The sequence below is a fragment of the Fictibacillus enclensis genome, assembly GCF_030123385.1.
GTDB classification, from domain to species: domain Bacteria; phylum Bacillota; class Bacilli; order Bacillales; family Fictibacillaceae; genus Fictibacillus_C; species Fictibacillus_C enclensis.
In genome coordinates this window covers 1,288,074-1,305,937 of the sequence record NZ_CP126109.1, presented here as the reverse complement: position 1 = coordinate 1,305,937, position 17,864 = coordinate 1,288,074, and the positions used below count along the sequence as shown (strand labels likewise).

General features: G+C 43.2%; 22 protein-coding genes. 6 read left to right on the top strand and 16 right to left on the bottom strand.

Annotated elements, in window-relative coordinates:
* Positions 1-81: 81 nt before the first annotated feature.
* Entirely contained in the window at positions 82-987 is a 906-nt protein-coding gene (locus tag QNH15_RS07050) for a substrate-binding domain-containing protein (RefSeq protein WP_283893624.1), read from the bottom strand.
* 135 nt (positions 988-1,122) lie between these two features.
* Here QNH15_RS07050 and modA point away from each other — a divergent pair, with 135 nt between their 5' ends.
* Both modA and QNH15_RS26170 read left to right on the top strand, forming a co-directional pair.
* The gene (gene modA, locus QNH15_RS07045) at positions 1,123-1,953 is read left to right on the top strand and encodes a molybdate ABC transporter substrate-binding protein (RefSeq protein WP_430667132.1); all 831 of its coding nucleotides are present in this window, start codon (positions 1,123-1,125) and stop codon (positions 1,951-1,953) included.
* 84 nt (positions 1,954-2,037) lie between these two features.
* Positions 2,038-2,364, top strand: coding sequence for a hypothetical protein (locus tag QNH15_RS26170; RefSeq protein WP_430667131.1), 327 nt, complete (start codon positions 2,038-2,040; stop codon positions 2,362-2,364).
* 58 nt (positions 2,365-2,422) lie between these two features.
* On the opposite strand, the gene wrbA is transcribed toward QNH15_RS26170, so the two are convergent.
* From wrbA to mle, 5 genes are all read right to left on the bottom strand, one after another.
* Positions 2,423-3,034: an NAD(P)H:quinone oxidoreductase gene (gene wrbA, locus QNH15_RS07035; protein ID WP_283893620.1), complete on the bottom strand. Its 612-nt coding sequence runs from the start codon at positions 3,032-3,034 to the stop codon at positions 2,423-2,425.
* Positions 3,035-3,170: 136 nt separating this feature from the next.
* Positions 3,171-3,947: a rod shape-determining protein MreC gene (gene mreC / locus QNH15_RS07030; protein WP_283893618.1), complete on the bottom strand. Its 777-nt coding sequence runs from the start codon at positions 3,945-3,947 to the stop codon at positions 3,171-3,173.
* 234 nt (positions 3,948-4,181) lie between these two features.
* The gene (locus QNH15_RS07025; protein WP_283895461.1) at positions 4,182-4,880 is read right to left on the bottom strand and encodes a YqcI/YcgG family protein; all 699 of its coding nucleotides are present in this window, start codon (positions 4,878-4,880) and stop codon (positions 4,182-4,184) included.
* A 120-nt stretch (positions 4,881-5,000) separates the two neighbouring features.
* Positions 5,001-5,861, bottom strand: coding sequence for a dimethylarginine dimethylaminohydrolase family protein (locus QNH15_RS07020; protein ID WP_283893616.1), 861 nt, complete (start codon positions 5,859-5,861; stop codon positions 5,001-5,003).
* Between the two features lie 112 nt (positions 5,862-5,973).
* Positions 5,974-6,831 (bottom strand): alpha/beta fold macrolide esterase, encoded by an 858-nt coding sequence (gene mle / locus QNH15_RS07015; RefSeq protein WP_283893614.1) that lies wholly within the window; start codon positions 6,829-6,831, stop codon positions 5,974-5,976.
* 331 nt (positions 6,832-7,162) lie between these two features.
* On the opposite strand from mle, the gene QNH15_RS07010 reads away from it, so the two are divergent.
* The gene (locus QNH15_RS07010; protein WP_283893612.1) at positions 7,163-7,486 is read left to right on the top strand and encodes a class I SAM-dependent methyltransferase; all 324 of its coding nucleotides are present in this window, start codon (positions 7,163-7,165) and stop codon (positions 7,484-7,486) included.
* Here QNH15_RS07010 and QNH15_RS07005 read toward each other — a convergent pair.
* The 9 genes from QNH15_RS07005 to ybaK form a co-directional block, all read right to left on the bottom strand.
* A complete protein-coding gene (locus QNH15_RS07005) occupies positions 7,446-7,769 on the bottom strand; it encodes a hypothetical protein (RefSeq protein WP_283893610.1) in 324 nt (107 codons plus the stop codon). The two genes, QNH15_RS07010 and QNH15_RS07005, sit on opposite strands and share 41 nt — an antisense overlap.
* A complete protein-coding gene (locus QNH15_RS07000) occupies positions 7,766-8,419 on the bottom strand; it encodes a hypothetical protein (protein ID WP_283893609.1) in 654 nt (217 codons plus the stop codon). The genes QNH15_RS07005 and QNH15_RS07000 overlap by 4 nt, the downstream gene beginning before the upstream one ends.
* A gap of 1 nt (position 8,420) precedes the next feature.
* Positions 8,421-8,603, bottom strand: a complete 183-nt coding sequence (locus QNH15_RS06995) for a sigma factor-like helix-turn-helix DNA-binding protein (RefSeq protein WP_283893581.1) — start codon at positions 8,601-8,603, stop codon at positions 8,421-8,423.
* Positions 8,581-8,931 (bottom strand): sigma-70 family RNA polymerase sigma factor, encoded by a 351-nt coding sequence (locus QNH15_RS06990; protein WP_283893579.1) that lies wholly within the window; start codon positions 8,929-8,931, stop codon positions 8,581-8,583. The genes QNH15_RS06995 and QNH15_RS06990 overlap by 23 nt, the downstream gene beginning before the upstream one ends.
* 110 nt (positions 8,932-9,041) lie before the next feature.
* Positions 9,042-9,554, bottom strand: a complete 513-nt coding sequence (locus QNH15_RS06985; RefSeq protein WP_283893577.1) for a YbaK/EbsC family protein — start codon at positions 9,552-9,554, stop codon at positions 9,042-9,044.
* Positions 9,555-9,625: 71 nt separating this feature from the next.
* Entirely contained in the window at positions 9,626-10,642 is a 1,017-nt protein-coding gene (locus tag QNH15_RS06980; RefSeq protein ID WP_283893576.1) for a S66 family peptidase, read from the bottom strand.
* 14 nt (positions 10,643-10,656) lie between these two features.
* Positions 10,657-11,100: a GNAT family N-acetyltransferase gene (locus tag QNH15_RS06975; RefSeq protein WP_283893575.1), complete on the bottom strand. Its 444-nt coding sequence runs from the start codon at positions 11,098-11,100 to the stop codon at positions 10,657-10,659.
* Positions 11,101-11,188: 88 nt separating this feature from the next.
* Complete coding sequence (locus QNH15_RS06970; RefSeq protein ID WP_283893573.1) at positions 11,189-11,752, bottom strand: undecaprenyl-diphosphatase; 564 nt, start codon at positions 11,750-11,752, stop codon at positions 11,189-11,191.
* 129 nt (positions 11,753-11,881) lie between these two features.
* The gene (ybaK, locus tag QNH15_RS06965; protein WP_283893572.1) at positions 11,882-12,358 is read right to left on the bottom strand and encodes a Cys-tRNA(Pro) deacylase; all 477 of its coding nucleotides are present in this window, start codon (positions 12,356-12,358) and stop codon (positions 11,882-11,884) included.
* A 587-nt stretch (positions 12,359-12,945) separates the two neighbouring features.
* On the opposite strand from ybaK, the gene QNH15_RS06960 reads away from it, so the two are divergent.
* The gene (locus tag QNH15_RS06960; RefSeq protein WP_283893571.1) at positions 12,946-14,172 is read left to right on the top strand and encodes an MFS transporter; all 1,227 of its coding nucleotides are present in this window, start codon (positions 12,946-12,948) and stop codon (positions 14,170-14,172) included.
* A 499-nt stretch (positions 14,173-14,671) separates the two neighbouring features.
* Here the strand turns inward: QNH15_RS06960 and aldA are convergent, their stop codons facing one another.
* The gene (gene aldA / locus QNH15_RS06955) at positions 14,672-16,123 is read right to left on the bottom strand and encodes an aldehyde dehydrogenase (RefSeq protein ID WP_283893570.1); all 1,452 of its coding nucleotides are present in this window, start codon (positions 16,121-16,123) and stop codon (positions 14,672-14,674) included.
* Positions 16,124-16,201: 78 nt separating this feature from the next.
* Between aldA and QNH15_RS06950 the strand changes: the two genes are divergently transcribed.
* Positions 16,202-16,918: a LysE family translocator gene (locus QNH15_RS06950; RefSeq protein ID WP_283893569.1), complete on the top strand. Its 717-nt coding sequence runs from the start codon at positions 16,202-16,204 to the stop codon at positions 16,916-16,918.
* 25 nt (positions 16,919-16,943) lie between these two features.
* Positions 16,944-17,852, top strand: a complete 909-nt coding sequence (locus tag QNH15_RS06945) for a phosphotransferase (RefSeq protein ID WP_283893568.1) — start codon at positions 16,944-16,946, stop codon at positions 17,850-17,852.
* The last annotated feature ends 12 nt before the right edge of the window (positions 17,853-17,864 follow it).

The following is a 17,864-nucleotide window of genomic DNA, read 5'->3' as shown; positions in this document are numbered from 1 at the left end:
GAGAAGCAAGCTTAACTCTTCCTTAAGTTCATAAAACAAAATAAAAACCCAGATTTCCGTTGAACGGAGATCTGGGTTTAGTTACGTTTCATATACAATTTCTCCTGAGAGGTGCAGGTTATAGCCTTTTAACTGGCTAACCTGGGTTTGAAATTCGTGTGAAGTGATGGTGTCCCTCACGAGCTTAAGGAGGTTTCGGTTGTCTTTTAGCACAACCAGATCGTATTGTTCCTGGATCAAGGGAATAAAATCCACTTCAGCCATCTTGGCTACATTCTCAATTCCTACCCCGGCATCCGCCTGTCCGCCTGCAACGGCAGAGGCAATTGAAAAATGGCTGGTGTACTCGGTGTTGTATCCTGAAATATATTCACGGGAAAGCCCGGCGAGCCTCAGCTGTTCATCCAGCAGCACCCGTGCACCCGCTCCCTTTTCACGGTTAACGATGGTTACACCCGGTTTGGCGAGATCACTCCAGGTTTTAATTCCAAGGGGATTCCCCTTTTTCACATAAATGCCGGCAGTTCTGCATACCAGGTTGATCAAGGCAAAAGGTTCGCTGATTAAAATGCGCTTCACATACGGCACGTTATAGGTCCGGCTTTCACCATCAAATAAATGGACGCTCACAATATCGCACTGTCCCTGGTACATGGCCATTAAGCTGTTCAGACTGCCCATATACCACCTTAAAGGAGACGTGCCAAGCTTCGGTTCTAAATGCTTGCCAAGAAAATCAAGCACCATATCCTGTCCGCTGATGACCAGCTGTTCTCTTTTTGATGGAGGCTCCTTGCTTTTTTGTGGCTTCTGCACGGTTTTTGAGCTGTTTTTATATGCTTCAAGATCTTGGTCATCAATTCGCATCTGCCTGCCGACCCGATAAGCCGGCAGCTCGCCTTTTTTGATCAGATCATAGATGGTAAGCTTTGAAACTCTTAACCGGTCGGCTACTTCTTCTATGGTATATGATACTGGTTTATCCATACGATCCCTCCACGTTATTAGTGTATCTAATTTTAAGGAAAATGTATTCTCTCTCGCCTTAATAATCTTAGTTATAACTAGTTATAACTAATTATAATAAGTTATAATAAACCTACTTTATTTGAAATGAGGGATATGGAGTTGAAAAAAACGGTTTATCTCGTACTCTTTCTTTTTTTATTTTCAATTTTGTCCGCTTGCGGAGAGAATCAGTCTAACGACAAAAACGCAAGCAGCAAGAAAACGACAGAGCTGACGATCTCTGCTGCCGCGAGCCTTAAAGATGCCCTGACTGACATACAGAAAACGTATGAAAAAGAGCATCCAAACGTTAAGCTCCGTTTCAATTTCGGAGCTTCCGGCACCCTTCAGCAGCAAATTTCTCAAGGTGCTCCTTCAGATTTATTCTTTTCCGCCGCAGAAGATAAGTTTGATGTGCTGGTGAAGGAAGGAATGATTAAAAAGAGCGAAGGCATCAACCTTGTCGGTAATGATGTTGTACTGGTTGTACCGAAGGATTCAGAGGCAAAGATCTCGACATTCACCGACCTTTCGAAGTCTTCCATAAAAAAGATTTCCATTGGAACACCTGAAGCCGTGCCAGCCGGATCCTATGCCAAGGAATCCTTTAAAAACATGAAGCTCTGGAATACTCTACAGTCCAAACTTGTGTATGCCAAGGATGTTCGCCAGGTTCTTTCCTATGTGGAAACCGGAAATGTTGATGCCGGGGTTGTATACAAAACAGATGCCCTGATCTCAAAGAAAGTACAGATTGTTGCTTCGGCTGATCCAAAGACCCACAGTCCAATCGTTTATCCCGTCGGCATCATTAAAGACACTAAACACAAAAAAGAAGCAAAAGCGTTTTACCAATACTTACAAAAACCTTCAACCGTAAAAACCTTGGAGGACTACGGCTTCAAAAAAACAGCTGAGAACAAAAAGCAGTTCACGATGGGGTGAACTGCTTTTTGCGGTATACATAAAGTTTCTGTCCCTTCCATACACATAGAGGCAATAGGGATTTTCCTTTGAGAGGTGACGTCCGTGAATGTGAAAATTGTCAACCGAAAGCTGGCTGTTCATCAGTTCAATATCATAGGTGTGAGCATATCTTCTGTTTTACTGATCGGAGATGCTGAATCCATCTCCGCAGGATCCACCTTCGATACTCCCCCCACCTCTCTAGTGGTAGGCCCTCTTCTTGTGCCCATTCAGGGTACACTTGAGCCTGCCAGTCAGAGCACCGCACCTCCTGATACAGGGGCGTCCGTTCCATTGACACCTGCTCCTCCTGCAGCAGCCCCTCCATCTGGAGGAACCGCCCCTCCTGCACCTTCTGCTGGCAGCGGAGGTGCACCTGCCGGAACGTAAAAAAGGTAAAAGCCGGTTTCCATAGTAGGAGACCAGCTTTTACCTTTTTCATTTTCAATTATTGGTTGCCCTGCTTGACCCACTGAGCTACGTTTACGGTACGTTTCGCCTGGTGCTTCACCGCACCCTGAACGTCTTCAACCATATTGCCGCTCTGATCGACGGTAACACTTGTACCGTAAGGATTTCCTCCGGCTCCATAGAGTACAGGATCTGTATATCCCGGTGTGGCCACAATCGCACCCCAATGATACATTGTGGTGTATAGAGCTAATATAGTGGCTTCCTGTCCGCCGTGTGGATTTTGAGCAGAAGTCATGGCACTTACTACCTTGTTAACCAGTTTACCCTGGAACCAAAGTCCGCCTGTCGTATCAAGAAACTGTTTAACTTGTGACGGAACGTTCCCAAAACGGGTCGGAACACTGAAAATAATCGCATCCGCCCACTCTAAATCGCTTAACGATACTTCCGGAACATGTTTCGTTTCCTCGACATGAGCTTTCCAGGCAGCATTGGATTCAATTGCTTCAAGAGGAGCCAGTTCAGGAATCTTCAATACTTTGACCTCAGCACCTGTTTCTTTTCCACTTTCGGCAGCCCACTTCGCCAGTTGGTAGTTCGTTCCTGTCGAGCTGTAATAGATAACAGCCAGATTGATTGCAGCCATTCGTTTCATCTCCTTATTAAAGAGTACACTACTTTTCTTACTATCCTTAACATATCCTATAAAAAATAGTTTAAACCTCTATTTTTAGTTAATAAGTATTTGTAAGTATGTACCTTTAATATATTTGGAAATGATTTTATGCTTTTTTCCCTGTTCTGAGAATGATCACCTGATTGATATCATAAAAGTCCGCCGTTGGCTTAATATAGGCGATGCTTGTCAGGCCATAAGGATCGGGCTTCACTTTAACAATGGTTCCGATATCCAGATTCGGAGGCAATATTTCTCCCAGACCTGAAGTGACTACCTTTTCACCCTTTTTAAGATTCTTATTCAGAATGTCACGGACCATTAAATACTTATTGCTTGGATCAAAGCCGTTCAGTATGCCGTTTACATTTTTTTTGCCTTGAATGGTCGCGGAAATACGGTATCTTTTGTCTTTGCTGGATAGCAGTTTTACTTCAGAAAATGTCGGTTTAACCTGTGTGATCTTGCCGATCAATCCATCCTTGGTCACGACGGCCATGTTCTCCTGAACGTCATCATTACTTCCCTTGTCAACAATAACCGTTTCATACCAGTTTGCCGGATCTGCATCCCGGTGCATCACACTCGCCTGCAAAGGATTATATTGTTCCACTTCTTTTGTTTTATCTACAACAGCCTGAAGGTTTTTATTTTCCCGCTTTAACTCCAATTGCTGTACAGAAAGAGTTTCCTGTTCCTCCAGTTTGGCTTTTAACACATTATTTTCTTTTTCAATGGAAGCCATGTCTTTAACATTTTGGACAATACCTGAAACGGATCGCTGCCCCGGAATAGTAATATTCGTAAAATAATAGAGCAGCATTACCGCCAAGACAGCGACACAAACCAACAGCAGTAAAAATCGCAAACTAAAAAATCTCATGAATGAAACTTCACCTTTCACATTTATCTGTCAATAAATCTCATAGACGAAAAACGCTCTTCACATACGTTATATCGTAGCGAAAACGCCGGAAAATTTCCCCATTATCAAATGATTTACACACAACGTTCAAATTCAGCGGTAAAACTTCTACCATTGTACCATGAAATAAGAAAAATGGTGCCAGCCATCTTGGAAATTCGATGAACCGGCACCATTGCGTATGCTGACACTTTAATTTTCTTTTGATTTATGATGAAAAGGACACTTGCCTACAATGGGTTTAACATCGTCGCCGATAAAATATTGCTTCCATTCTTTGTGTTCAGGATCCCCGTAATGGCTGATATTGGGATGTGTTGGCAGGTTGTCCCATTTCTCTACCCTTTCCCTTACCTTTTCCCGGGACATGATTCCTCCCTTTGACGTTCCTTCCAGCCCTTCAAAGATACGTCTGGGCTGAAATCCCAGCACAAGGCTGTTTCCAAGATCCCGCGTTTTTCTTTGTTTGTAGGCAGGTGCGTTTCCAAACACAAAGAATGGCTCTCCTGCAAACGTGAAGTTCCACAAATAGTGATCGGGATCGATGGGTTTATCCTCAGGCCAGGGAACATGATCCTCTTCATGCATATATTGAAGCAGGTTCCAGAAATACTCTCTATAGTAAGGAATGGACTTCTCTTCAGTTTCCGGCTCCACAAATACAAATAATCCGTGCCGGATCAGTTTCGGCGCATCGAACAGTTCCATGAATTCTTCGACAGCGCCCGGCAGGTTGGACCAATCGTTCTGGCTAACATATGCGTAACGAAGCTCACCCTTTTTTTCGGCACTCATCCCGAAATAGCAGGGAAAGGTCTTGTCTGTTACCGTTTGATGAAAGTTCTTATACTCTTCAATCACCCATTTTGGCACGATTTCAGGTTTTGTCATATCTTCTTTCTCTAATAGGTATCGATTGGCTGTTTTCAACTTACCACTCCCAAGTAAAAATTTATTTATCGTTACACAGGAGTCGTTCCCTTATACCCAGTTAGTTAAACGGCAAGCATGCTAATTGGCATACCTTACCAGAGGCAATGTGCAGCAGCGGAAAGAGCCTCCGGATTTAATGATTTCCGATAAATCCACTTCAATGACTTCATAGCCTCTTTCCCGGAGCTGGCTGTTAACCTTCTTGTTAACGGGCAAACTGAATACCTTCTTATTCCCAATGGAAAGAACATTGGTGCCCAGGGTAAACTGTTCTTCCTTGCTTACTTCAATGGTGTCGTACATTTTGGATAGAATGTTCAGTTCTTTTTCTTGAAAAGCAGGAGGGTAAATCAATGCTTTCCGGGGAGAAAGAATATTGAAGACACAGTCCAGATGCAGATACTTTTTATCAAAAGGAATGGCCATCACGTTTTTTTCCGGTAGATGGTTGCGTAATGTCTGGATGGAAATATCTGATGTCCGGCCGCTTACCCCGACAAACACATTGTCCCTGTCGGCGATTACGTCTCCGCCCTCAATTTTCGTATCAGGCAACGGCTGCATCGTTGCCTTTTGGGAAATGAGCCATTTCTTCAATATTTCTACTTCACCTTTTCTAATAGAGCTTTCCATCGTAGAGAGAAAAACAGTGGAATCTATGGTAAATCCGATATCACGGGTAAATACTTGTTCCGGATATTGATGATCTGGTGGCAATTCAACAACTTCCACACCTTGATTGCGAAGCGCGTGTACAAATTCTTTATGCTGTGCGGAGGCTAAGCTTCTGTTTATATTTTCTGCAGCATAATGCCGTTGGGTTTCATTGATAACCTCTGAGATGGACATGTACTGTGGTTCACATACAATGACACGGGCAAGGGAATCATATTCGCTTTGGCATCTGATGCTTTCTGTTGGCTTCAATGCGATAGACATGTGGTTCCTCCGATTCTGTAACGTTACTTTTTTATTTCCCGTTGTATGCTTCGCTTTAAACATCAGACCAAAGAAAAGCAACTGTCAAAAGTGACAGCTGCTCTATTTCAGTTTATCTATTATTTTCTATCAGAGAACTTGTTTTTACAATGGATGCTATGATTGTATCCCAATCTGTACGATGCAGTTCATGGCCTGAGCCCTCAAGAGAAATCAATTGAGAATGAGGAATGGCCCTGGCAAGCGCCTTCCCATGCTCAAAAGGAAGAGCAGGATCTTCCGTACCATGGATTACTACTGCTGGAACCGCAATCTCACCCATTCGGTCGTAAAATTCTTCTCCACCACCCAGCAGCGCATGATTGAACCTGCTCTGCAGCTGCCGTGCCCGGTTCATTTCTCTTCCTGCCAACCGGTACATCCGTTCTTTTTCAAAGGGCTTGGAGCCGGCCAGTGTTCTCCAGCCTCCTGCCAGATACGAAATAACCGCATCCCGGTCGGACCAGTCTAAGGAAGAACCCTTTCCATGGTGATCAAGAATTTTTTGATCCATTGGCGGAAGCTTTTCCTGTTCTGTTCCAAACACACTTGAAGCAATGAGCGTCAGTGATTGGACGCGCTCTGGATTCCGAACGGCAAGAATCTGACCGACCATTCCGCCCATGGACATGCCGACAACATGAGCTTTTTCCAAAGCATACGCGTCCAGCACGTGGATGGCATCATCAGCCAGGTCGGTAATGGTGTAATTGGACGTCCCCGGTTCATACACAACAGATTTGCCCAAATCACGGTGATCGTACCGGATAACATATCTTCCCTCCGCAGCCAGCGCCGAACAGAAATCTTCATCCCACCAATCAAGCGAGGACATGGCTCCCATGATCAGTAAAATAGCCGGATCCTCCGGATTTCCAACGTTTTCTGTACAAATATCCATTCCATTACATGAAATTATTTTTTCCATCATAACATTCCCTCCGTACTTTTGGTATTCAACGCCGGGTCGATCAGGCGCAGAACTTTTACTCGTAACGGAGCAGCAGGTCTGCACCTATCATTATCTGACTCTCATCCATTTGATAATCATGACGTGGCAGCCTCCTTTTACTGAATACTAACGGGGAAATCCCCCTTTCACTATATCATGTTCTCCGGGAAAATAATCCAATTATTTCTTGCCTTTTTTGTATTCTATGGTCAATTTTGATTACTCTTAAAGGTTAATCATAATCTCAAAAGAATAGATATAGGCGGGGCACTTTAAGGAGGATTTGGTTTTGGACAGGAGGGTTTTTTTGATGGCTGATGAAATATTTGAGAATCCAAGACTCGCATCTATTTATGATCCTTTTGACTCTGACCGTTCTGATTTAGATGTTTACGAGTCTATGGTTAATGAATTTGATGCTCACACTGTACTTGATATCGGCTGCGGAACCGGAACGTTTGCCTGTCGTCTGGCAGTGAAAGGCTTCAAGGTTATTGGACTGGACCCTGCTGAAGCTTCATTAAAGGTGGCTAAAACAAAACAAGGTGCTGACCGTGTAAGATGGATTCACGGCAGTGCTTTCAAGTTTTCTTCTATAGAAAATACTCCCTATAATATATTGCCGTTGCAATGACCGAACAGATCGTATAGCCAACTGCTGTATAAAAGGAAATACCGGGAGAAAAAGCCTTTTTCTCCTCTTCTCCTTTTATTCCTGTCTGCGCCTGTGCCTGAAGTCTCGCGGAGTTGGAGAAGAACCCTCCGCTTGACGTAAAAAATTTCAGTATGACAGCTGATGCCAGACCTGTGATGAACGCCACATCGATAAATGAAACCTTTGCCGCCCATGAACAGACAAAATTGAGTACGATGTTTCCTACTAACGTAACGATAAACGTGCTGATTGGTTTCTTCATTGTTTCGCCTCCGCATACCTCATATCTGATAACATCACAGGCACGACAAGGACATCATATCCTTCTTTTACTCCCGTGCAGCCTTCGAGCTGTATTGTGGAGTCACTGAAGGCTTTGCATTCATACGTTTTCGGTTCGCCAAGAGCAGGCACCGTATTTTTGTAAATGATTTTTTTTCCGTTATATTCAATTGTATTCTGATAAACCTTGTCGCCAAGAAAATAATGGATGGTGGTCTTAAAAGGCTTGCCCTGCTCTTCTTTTTTCTTGAGACGCAGCATGTACTCAAGATTTTTGGTTTTGCTGTCAGGAATCCACTTTTCATTTAAATACGACACTACTTCTCCCTTTTTAGTCGCCTCTTTCACAATTTGTTGTTGTTTCATCTCGGTTTTAGTTATGGTTTTTCCTGAAGAAGGATCGAGTTTCCCTTTATGATCCGTTACAATGGTGGTCGTTAAAAAGAAGAGCAAGGCGCAAACAGCCAGACTGACAGCCGTCATAACCACTGGACGTCGGCGTTTTGTCCTTTTTTCTGTCTTCATGCTTTTGTATCGCTGATGAACGGTCCTCCGGTTACTTTCATCATAATGGTGGCCGTTGAAGACCGTTGTCTTCATATGATTCCGTAAATCTTTGAGCTCTTCCATTTTACTTCCCTCCTTTGATCGCATCTTTCAGCAGCAATCTCGCTTTCGTTAATCTGGATTTGATCGTACTCAGATTGGCATTAAGTGTATCGCTGATTTCCTGAAGGGTCAGTTCTTCATAATAGTATAAAAAAATAACTTCACGGTACTTCAATGGCAGTTTAAAAATGTGCCGATAGAGCATATTCTTCTCCTCTCTGTATACGGTGGATTTTATGCGTCACCATGGAATACCGGTAATGCGCGCTTTTAATATAATCCTTGCAGTGGTTGGCTGCGATCTTGTACAGCCATGTTTTCAGCTTGGCCTCCCCTTTGAACGTATCTGCCTTTTCATAGACCTTCAAAAAAACATCCTGCGCCAGGTCCTCGGCCAGATTCCATTCCTTCACATAGGTATAGCAAAGATACAGCACTTCGTTTCCATAGTCCTTCATGACTTGTTCCATCATTTCTTCCTGTGTCATTGCTTCTGTAAAGTCTGGCTTTCTATCAAATGACAGTATGTGCATAATTTCACTCCCTCTGCCCCTCTCTATTACTATAGACGAAGAACACTTGGAAAAAGTTGATAATTTCAAAAAATCCCACAAAAAAAGGACCCTGATCAGGATCCTTACTTTTAAGAATGGCTTTTTACTTTTTCTGCTTCGGTTTTTTCGCTTTCCCAGCCTTTGCAGATATCCACCCATTCTTTGGCTGAGGCGTATGTAACCAATTCCTCACAGGTCAGCTCAATGGCAGAGTTTGAGCTGCCGCATGCCGGAAAGAGCGTATCAAAGCGCATCATGGATTCATCGAGATACACATCGAGATCATTTTTCAAACCGAAAGGACAAACTCCTCCGATCGCGTGTCCGGTTTGGTCCAGGACCTCTTCTGGTGAAAGCATCCGGGCCTTGAATCCAAAATGCTGGCGGAACTTCTTGTTATCGATCTTGGCATCTCCTGCTGCCACAACAAGGATTGCCTGATCGCCCTCTCCCCTGAACGAAAGGGTTTTCGCAATCCGTGCAGGAATAACGCCTATCGTATCAGCCGCCTCTTGCACCGTTGCACTGGATGCGTCAAACTCCATTACGTCTTGTTCACGGTTGAATTGTTTGAAATGTTGTCTAACACTATCAATGGCCATTTCTATCATCCTTTCAAATAGATATTTCTAGCATCTTATCATTTTTATTAAAATATATCGAAAAAAGCGGATCACGGCTTAAAGTGCTGCAGGACGGTCCCTTTCCCTCCGGATACCTCCACTTCTGCCCAGGCACCGTTAATGAATGTAACCTGCGGCGGCACATGTCCGCAGTCGATGTCATAGATGATCGGGATCTGCAGCTCTTTTGCGAGATCTTGATAAACATCTTCAACAGTGTAGCCGCCCACTGGTTCATTGGCAGCACTTCGGCCAAATAAAATTCCAGAGCACCCGTCAAACCAGCCGGCCAGCTTCATTTGCACCAATGAGCGTCGAAGATCGGCCGTATTCAGCTCACAATTCTCCAAATACCAAATCAATGGTTCGCCAGGAATATGTTCTTTCTTAAAACCTTCAACATGGCCAAATGGAGTGCCAACTAGATGACGGATGACATCAATACATCCACCCAATAGACGACCTTTTATTTGTTCAGTCTGACCGGATACCGTTTTCCATTCGGTCTTTTCTGTCAGATGATAGACATGAGACGAAGGATTTTCGTGATCCCATTTTTCCTGATACTTCCTAGAGGAATGTTGCAGCACCGAATCACCTTCTGGTACGGACAATACCGTTTCCCACATCGCTGTTGTGGCATCCGTTTCTTCTCCCCTCAAATCGATCAGGTTTGTACCGTGAGCCGTTGCCATTCCTGTAGTTAAAGTAATCGCCAGCAGCAAAACACTTATGTCAGAATAACCGAGGATCCATTTTGGTTTTTTTATGGAATAATCAACGAAAGGCAGCATTTCGATCAACAGCTCCCCGCCCCAGGGAGGGATAATGATATCGATGTCCTGTCCTTTCATCATGTCATTGAATTCTGCGGCTCTTACTTTTGCATCCGCTGACTTTGCCTTATGCTGCGTCCATGGTGTTTTTCCGCAAACCACCTTGTAACCCGCTTTTTCCATTCTCTCCATTGCCTGATTCAGCAAAGGGTGAAGCGCGTCGGACAGACCTGAGGATGGGGCGGTAACACCAATTGTTGTCCCTTTTTCTAAAGACGGATAGGTAATCATGTGGTTTCCTCCTTTTAAAGGCTTTTATTCATGACCAGCCGGTTTTCGTTCACGTGGTATCCGTTTTTCTCATAAAACGTTTGGGCAAGCCCCTCTGATACGGTTAACAAATAAATACTCCATACTCCTCTTCCTTTTAATTCATCTTCAAGGAGTTTTAACATTCTTGATCCATAGCCTTTTCCTTGAATCTCTGAGTTCACGCAGCATTCCGCGATATAGTACGTGAGTCCCTGAAAGGTTCTCTTGCTGTTGCCTGCAATGAATCCCACCAGCTCCTCTCCTTCATAATACATAAATCCGAAAAACTTCGGGGTATTCACAAGATCGCGCAGTCTTTCCCCTGCCGTTTCATTTGTCCAGCTCTCGTTCCAGGGTTCACGGTTGAACACCTGCTGATAAAGCGAAACACAGCGATCCATATTCTCATGGGTCATTAAAACAGTGGTGAGCGACACTTTGGTTCTTCCTTTCGCTTTCGCAATGGAAATATTCCGTCTATTATAGCAAAAAAACGGTCAAGTTGTTTAATTGAACCGCTGCATTTTAAAGATATTCGACTCCCTTTTTTGAAGCATCCATTTTGGCAAAAGGCATAGCGGACATGGTTTTCACTACAAGTACTGCAGAAAAAATACCGAGCAGCCCGCCTGTCACCACATCCACGGGGTAATGCACTCCAACCCAGACCCGGAAGATGGCCACGCAGCACGCGATGAACATCCAGATAGCTCCTGTCTTCCTTTTGAAAAGCAACAAAACCATACAGACGGAGAAAAAAATAATCGAGTGGTCGCTTGGAAAGGAGTTATCAATGGCGTGTTCAATCAACTGGTTCACATCCGGCAGTACGGAAAACGGCTGATGATGAGAATAGAACAGCCCTGCCAGCCTCCCGAAGATCTCTGCCACCAGACAGCTTACGATTGCGAAAACCACCATCACCCGATTGCGCTTGGAACGGGTCAAAACATAACCGAATAACACGATTCCCAGAATATACAACATATACTCTGCCATAAACACCATAAAGGGATTTAAAGCAGACAAAGGATCCGCAAGCTGATTAATGCTTCGAAACGTCTCATTATTAAATTGAGTAAAATCCATTTAGTACCCCCTGTAATTTTTTAAAATATCCTTTTTCTTTTTTCTCTTTCTAATTTATAAGAAAAGTTTGTGATTCGACATCGAGACAACTTACAACTTTCTCACAATGTTGTAAGGTCCTCTTTCCAACTATTTAGATACATTCGCATATCGGCCATTAGTTACCTTCATTAAATCTTGAGGAGACAATTCTACTTGATGACCGATTTTTCCCGCGCTTACAATGACCGTTTCCAGCTCGGCTGCTTGCTCTTCTACAATTGTGGAATAGAGCTTTTTCATCCCGATCGGTGAACAGCCGCCACGAACATATCCTGTGACAGGAAGCAGGTCTTTGACCGCCAGCATCTCTACTTTTTTCTCGCCAGCTGCCTTTGCTGCTTTTTTCAAATCCAGCTCCGCTTCCACTGGGATTACAAAAACGTAATATTCTTTTCCTGCCCCTTGTGCAACCAGTGTCTTGTATACGGTTCCCGGCTCTCTTCCGATTTTGCGGGCCACAGACACACCATCTATTTTTCCATCATCCGTACTGTAATTCATTGATTCATAGTCTATTTTTTCCTTGTCCAGAATTCTCATCGCATTCGTTTTTACTTTTTTCATAAAAATCTCCTCCACTTGCTTGTATTCTGCCATTATAATGTACGGCTTACTTCGGTGCCGTTCCTGTTTATACACCTGCACGTTCGTAAATCACCTAAAAGAAAAGCACCTCGAAATTTTAGACGCTGTCTAAAATTTGTGGTGCAGTACACGAGCTTGGCTGTTACTTTACCTTTTTGGATAAATCAATTAATGAAATATGTTTGATACTGTATGCAATCAAAGATATAGCAGTTGATGTGAGCGCAGCCACACCTATGACAGTAAGTATTCCATATTTATAGTAACCACCAAATATTAACATGAAAATGAATGTATATCCAAACCCTTTTAGAAGAAAAAATGGCTCTAAAAATTCATAATGAAAACCCCTTAAGCGTTCTTACTTAGTAATGTACGCTAATTAGCACCATATTCCCTTCCTTTGATTATAAATCCAGTCACCAATACTGATTTTTTGTCGTATTCTTAAAAAAATTATAAATTTCAAAAATTTCATTTTATTTTCTATACATTTTTGTATAATAAGTTTATAAATAGATCCGTGCTATAAGCATTAAATCCTTTCTTGAATGGATGGTTTTTTAATGAAAACGCCTTTTTACTTTTATTGGTTTGCTTCAACGAGCATTTCATTAGCGGATGTCATCTATATTATGGTGATTACAACTTTTATATATCAACAGACAGGTTCTGCTTTTCAAGCTTCATTATTTCCTCTCCTGAAAGCTTTAGCTAATTTTGCTGCTGGTTTTACTGCACCACTTCTATTTGAAAAAGCTACGTATTCAAAATTATTGGTATCACTTCAATTGTTGAAAGCGGCTCTCTTAACTGGGTTGACATTCAATTTTTCATTCTTTACTTCAAGTATCACCTTTCTTTTGATTTTTGTGTTATTCATATCCTTTATTGAAGGATGGGGCAGTCCTATTTTGAGTTCAGTGGTACCTAAACTGATTGAAAAAGAAAACCTGGTCAAGGCAAATAGCTTATTGTCGGTGACCAGCCAAACCGTACAAATCGCTGGTTACACTTTTACTGGATTTATAGTCGTTAAAATGGGACATATGCCAACACTCATTGGAGCTGTTATTTTGTTGTGGCTCGCTACCATTAGTTTAGGCTTTACCTCTGGTTCAATCAAAACTGAGAGACAGCCAAAAATAGTTCAATCCAAATGGGCTACTTTAAAAGAAGGATGGTCTCTTTTGTGGCATAATCAGACATTAAAATTGGTGACCATAATGGACCTAATTGAAGGAGTTGCGGGAACAATCTGGGTAGGTGCCCTTACCTTGGTTTATGTAAAAGAAGTATTGCATCAAGATGCACAATGGTGGGGGTATATTAATTCCAGTTATTACGTTGGTACTATTCTCGGTGGTTTCTTTACTTTTTGGTTAGCCAGAAAAATTCAGAACCATTTAGTGATCAATATGGCCATTGGTTCTTCGCTTTTTGCGTTATTCACATTGTTTTATGGCTTGAGCAGCACGCCGATACTTTCTCTGGTTCTTTGTGTCTTAATGGGTCCCGCCTATCAACTTAGAGACGTATCTCAACAAACTGTTATCCAAACGAATGTGGATAATCAAATTCTTCCTAAAGTATATGCTTCGAGAAGTATTATTTTATCGACTGTAACAGGAAGTTCAATTGCTCTTTTTGGTTTTATTGCAGATTTCCTCGGTATAAGATGGGTTTATATTCTTGGTGCTTGTTTAATCGCATCATCCGCTTTTTTGTCTTTTACTTTAGTTAAATTCCAAAAGGCCCAAAAAACGGGCCGTGATGATTTATCGGTTTTATGAAGTAAACATCCGCCGGTATAAGTGCGGTTACATCAAGAATCGAGCTGGATTTGTTTATCATTGCTCTTCACATTCATCAATAACCATGATATACTAATTTTTGCGATGAGCTTATTTTGCATAAGACGAGATTGACCCGCCGATTTTAGGCAATGCACAATGTGGAGTGCTGTCTCTCGCCGCAAAACGCCAAAAAGACGTTCTTTTAGGACGTCTTTTTTCTATTTCATAATCCCTTTAAACCACTATGACTTAAATGGCATTCCCTTTTAGTGACACCTTCTGGACTACCGGCATAATTCTTCTACTTTAACACCTTCTCTTTTAAGTTCGATAACATCCTCTTTCAGCTTTGCTTTATTTAACAATGCAGGTACATATTCTTTCACAAACTTCCCGCTGCTTTCATGCTCCCAGCCTGTCCATACTAAACAGTTGTGCTTTTTTTCCAGAATGAATCAAAAAGCCCGGCATTCCCTGCCAGGCTTCTCAACTTTCATTACTGAATATCATTCTTGTATTCCATATAAACCGCATGGGTCACGAGGAAGTCTTCGATGCCGTGCTTGCCGTCCGCACCACCCAGTCCGGACTTTCTCTGGCCGGCATGATAGCCCTGAATCGCTTCAAAGTTTTCACGGTTCACGAATGTTTCTCCATATTTTAATTCATTCGCTGCTCTCATCGCTTCATGCACGTTCTCTGTATAGATGGAAGATGACAATCCATACTCTGAATCATTGGCCCATTCAATGGCCTGGTCAAGAGTGTTGTATGTTACGACCGGCAAAACAGGTCCAAAAATCTCCTGCTGGATAATTTTCATCTCCTGAGTGACGTTCGTAATAACTGTCGGTTCATAAAAGAACCCCTTATCCATATCGGCACGCTTGCCGCCCGTTGCCACCTTGGCTCCACTGCTCACGGCACTCTCCACCATTTCATGAACGGTTTCCAGTCTGTCCTGGCTGACTAGCGGTCCCATTTCTGTACGATCTTCTGATGCCTTGCCAACGGTGATATCTCTCATTGCGTTAACCATTTTATCAACAAACGCATCAGCCACACTTTCATGAACATAGACTCGTTCTGCGTTCGTACAAGCCTGCCCGGCGTTCGTGATTCTTGAAGTCTTGATCTTGTCCACAGCCAAATCAAGATCTGCATGCTGAGTTACGATAGCCGGGGCTTTGCCGCCAAGCTCAAGGTTTACCTTCGTAATATTTTTTGAGGCAGCTTCCATAACTTTTGACCCGGCACCAATACTGCCTGTCATCGTCACGATGCCTACTTTCGGATGGGAGGCCATCGCATTGCCGATCACCGATCCTTTACCGGTAACCAAATTGTAAACACCGGCCGGAATCTCCTCTTTCATGCTGTCGATGAGCTTAGTAAACTCGACTGCCGTGTTCGGGGTTTGCTGGCTCGGTTTCAGGACAATGGAGCATCCCGTAATGAGTGCGGTCGCAACCTTTCTTGCCAAAATAAACACTGGAAAGTTCCATGGAACAATACCGGCCACGACACCAATTGGCTTGCGGTAGATCAATATATTTTCATTTGGCCGGTCGCTGGGGATTATTTCCCCTTCAATGCGGCGCGCCCATTCAGACATATAGTGGAAATACTCAATCGCTGTATCGACCTCCATGCTGGCCGCATCGTACGGTTTGCCCTGTTCTTCAGACAACAGCTGAATGAAGGTTTCTCTTTTCTCCTGAATCAAATCCCCCAGCTTTCGGACTGCTTTTCCGCGCTTGAAACTCGGAACCTTTTCCCATTGCTTTTGCGCTTCAAACGCAGCGTTTATTGCTTTATCAACATCTTCTTTCGTCCCGTTATAAATAGAAGAGACCACCTCTTCGGTTGACGGGTTTAGGATATCGATCGTCTCATTGGATGTGGAAGGTACATATTCACCATTAATGTAAAGCTTATGTGGTTGCACTAAAAAATCCTCCCTTACTTCTTTTAAGTACATCCGTTATCTTCCACATTTTAGATATCATGAAACATGAGGGGTGTTTTGAAATATCCACTGTCAGGCATGTCCTGTCCATCAACCCGCATAGAATTAGTGAAGGGACAAGAAGGAGTGGCGGGAATGAAGGATTGGGTGATATTTATTCATTTTATCGTATTGGGATTAAGTTTGGCCGCACCGGTCGGGCCGATGAATATTGAAGTCATGAGACGGGGATTAACGGAAGGGTTTCTAGCCTCCTGGTGTGTGGGACTCGGCGGATTGACAGGAGATGTACTGCTGCTTTTAGGCATTAACTTTGGCCTGGGGGATTTCATGCAAATATCAGGTGTGCAGATCAGTATGTATGTAATCGGAATCGTTCTTTTAACGCTATTATGCTGGCAAAGCTTCAGTCATGCTTTTCAAAAAAAAGAAAGCGAATATACAGTTTCTAAAGAAATCAGCCCAAAAGGCGCCTATATGACAGGGTTCATGATTTCCATTGCCAATCCGATCAGCTTAATTTTTTGGTTTGGAGTATTCGGTACTTCCCTGCATGTACTCACTGCTACCCATTCAGTTGCTTTTTCTGTACTCTGCAGCATTGCGATACTACTGGGCTTATTTTTATGGAACCTTAATCTGGTGTTCACCGTTCATTTTTCCAAAAAGCTGATGAGCGTGAACGTGATGAGAACCATCATGATTTTGGCTGGAATGTGTCTTTTGGGTTTCGCTTGCCATTTTTCCTATCAATTATATAATTTAATCCTATGAATTTATTCGCAGTAGGAGGATTGTTATGGGAAATGTATGGGATGCTGAGGTCGTCGTTACCCCCTTGCTCGCCAAACAGCTCATCGAAGCTCAGTTTCCACAATTATCGCCAGCCCGTGTGGCTGAGCTTGGCAAAGGATTTGACAATACGGTCTATGCCGTAAACGACCAATATGTATTTCGGTTTCCGCGCCGCTCCATTGCCGTGCCGCTTTTGAAAACAGAAAACGCATTGCTTCCACTACTGGCAGAGGTATTGCCTATTCCCATTGCCACTCCTTGCTTTTTTGGCTGTCCGGAACCGGGCCTGTTTCCGTGGCTGTATACAGGCTATCATCTTCTTCCCGGACACCCACCAGGGAATTTATCTTATGAACAGCGGGTGAAATCAGCGGCTCACCTTGCAATCTTTCTAGGTGTGCTCCACTCTTATCCAGTTGAAAAAGCATTAAAAACAGGTGTGCCCTTTGATGAACTGGACCGGCTGGATGTTCACAAACGAAAGCCAAGGCTGCTTGAGTTTTTAGAGAAAATAAGATCGCTTGGTTTGTACAGTGAGGTTGATGAGTTAATACGAATCGCCTTACGTACCTCTACTCATGACATTAGCGGACAAACCATCCTTGTCCATGGGGATCTGCATATCCGCAACATGATTGTTAATAAAGAAGGAGTAGTAGCTGGTATTATCGACTGGGGCGATGTTCATGTGGACCACCCCGCCGTGGATTTGTCCATCGTTTATAGCTTTCTTCCTCCAGAGGGCCGGGATCGCTTTTATCAAATTTACGGTGAAGTCACTCCCGAGACCAAAGAACTTGCCCGGTTTAAAGCTCTTTACACCACAGCCGTTCTCCTGCTTTATGCTCATGACATGAAAGATTTGCACCTGCAAAAAGCTGCTGCTCAAAGCTTCGACCTTCTTCGAAGCTGAGCGGCAGCTTTT

Coding starts and splice junctions, on each gene's coding strand:
- QNH15_RS07050 (WP_283893624.1), bottom strand. CDS start 987: ATGGATAAACCAGTATCATATACCATAGAAGAAGTAGCCGACCGGTTA.
- modA (WP_430667132.1), top strand. CDS start 1,123: ATGGAGTTGAAAAAAACGGTTTATCTCGTACTCTTTCTTTTTTTATTT.
- wrbA (WP_283893620.1), bottom strand. CDS start 3,034: ATGGCTGCAATCAATCTGGCTGTTATCTATTACAGCTCGACAGGAACG.
- mreC (WP_283893618.1), bottom strand. CDS start 3,947: ATGAGATTTTTTAGTTTGCGATTTTTACTGCTGTTGGTTTGTGTCGCT.
- QNH15_RS07025 (WP_283895461.1), bottom strand. CDS start 4,880: ATGACAAAACCTGAAATCGTGCCAAAATGGGTGATTGAAGAGTATAAG.
- QNH15_RS07020 (WP_283893616.1), bottom strand. CDS start 5,861: ATGTCTATCGCATTGAAGCCAACAGAAAGCATCAGATGCCAAAGCGAA.
- mle (WP_283893614.1), bottom strand. CDS start 6,831: ATGATGGAAAAAATAATTTCATGTAATGGAATGGATATTTGTACAGAA.
- QNH15_RS07010 (WP_283893612.1), top strand. CDS start 7,163: ATGGCTGATGAAATATTTGAGAATCCAAGACTCGCATCTATTTATGAT.
- QNH15_RS07005 (WP_283893610.1), bottom strand. CDS start 7,769: ATGAAGAAACCAATCAGCACGTTTATCGTTACGTTAGTAGGAAACATC.
- QNH15_RS07000 (WP_283893609.1), bottom strand. CDS start 8,419: ATGGAAGAGCTCAAAGATTTACGGAATCATATGAAGACAACGGTCTTC.
- QNH15_RS06995 (WP_283893581.1), bottom strand. CDS start 8,603: ATGCTCTATCGGCACATTTTTAAACTGCCATTGAAGTACCGTGAAGTT.
- QNH15_RS06990 (WP_283893579.1), bottom strand. CDS start 8,931: ATGCACATACTGTCATTTGATAGAAAGCCAGACTTTACAGAAGCAATG.
- QNH15_RS06985 (WP_283893577.1), bottom strand. CDS start 9,554: ATGGCCATTGATAGTGTTAGACAACATTTCAAACAATTCAACCGTGAA.
- QNH15_RS06980 (WP_283893576.1), bottom strand. CDS start 10,642: ATGATTACCTATCCGTCTTTAGAAAAAGGGACAACAATTGGTGTTACC.
- QNH15_RS06970 (WP_283893573.1), bottom strand. CDS start 11,752: ATGGATTTTACTCAATTTAATAATGAGACGTTTCGAAGCATTAATCAG.
- ybaK (WP_283893572.1), bottom strand. CDS start 12,358: ATGAAAAAAGTAAAAACGAATGCGATGAGAATTCTGGACAAGGAAAAA.
- QNH15_RS06960 (WP_283893571.1), top strand. CDS start 12,946: ATGAAAACGCCTTTTTACTTTTATTGGTTTGCTTCAACGAGCATTTCA.
- QNH15_RS06945 (WP_283893568.1), top strand. CDS start 16,944: ATGGGAAATGTATGGGATGCTGAGGTCGTCGTTACCCCCTTGCTCGCC.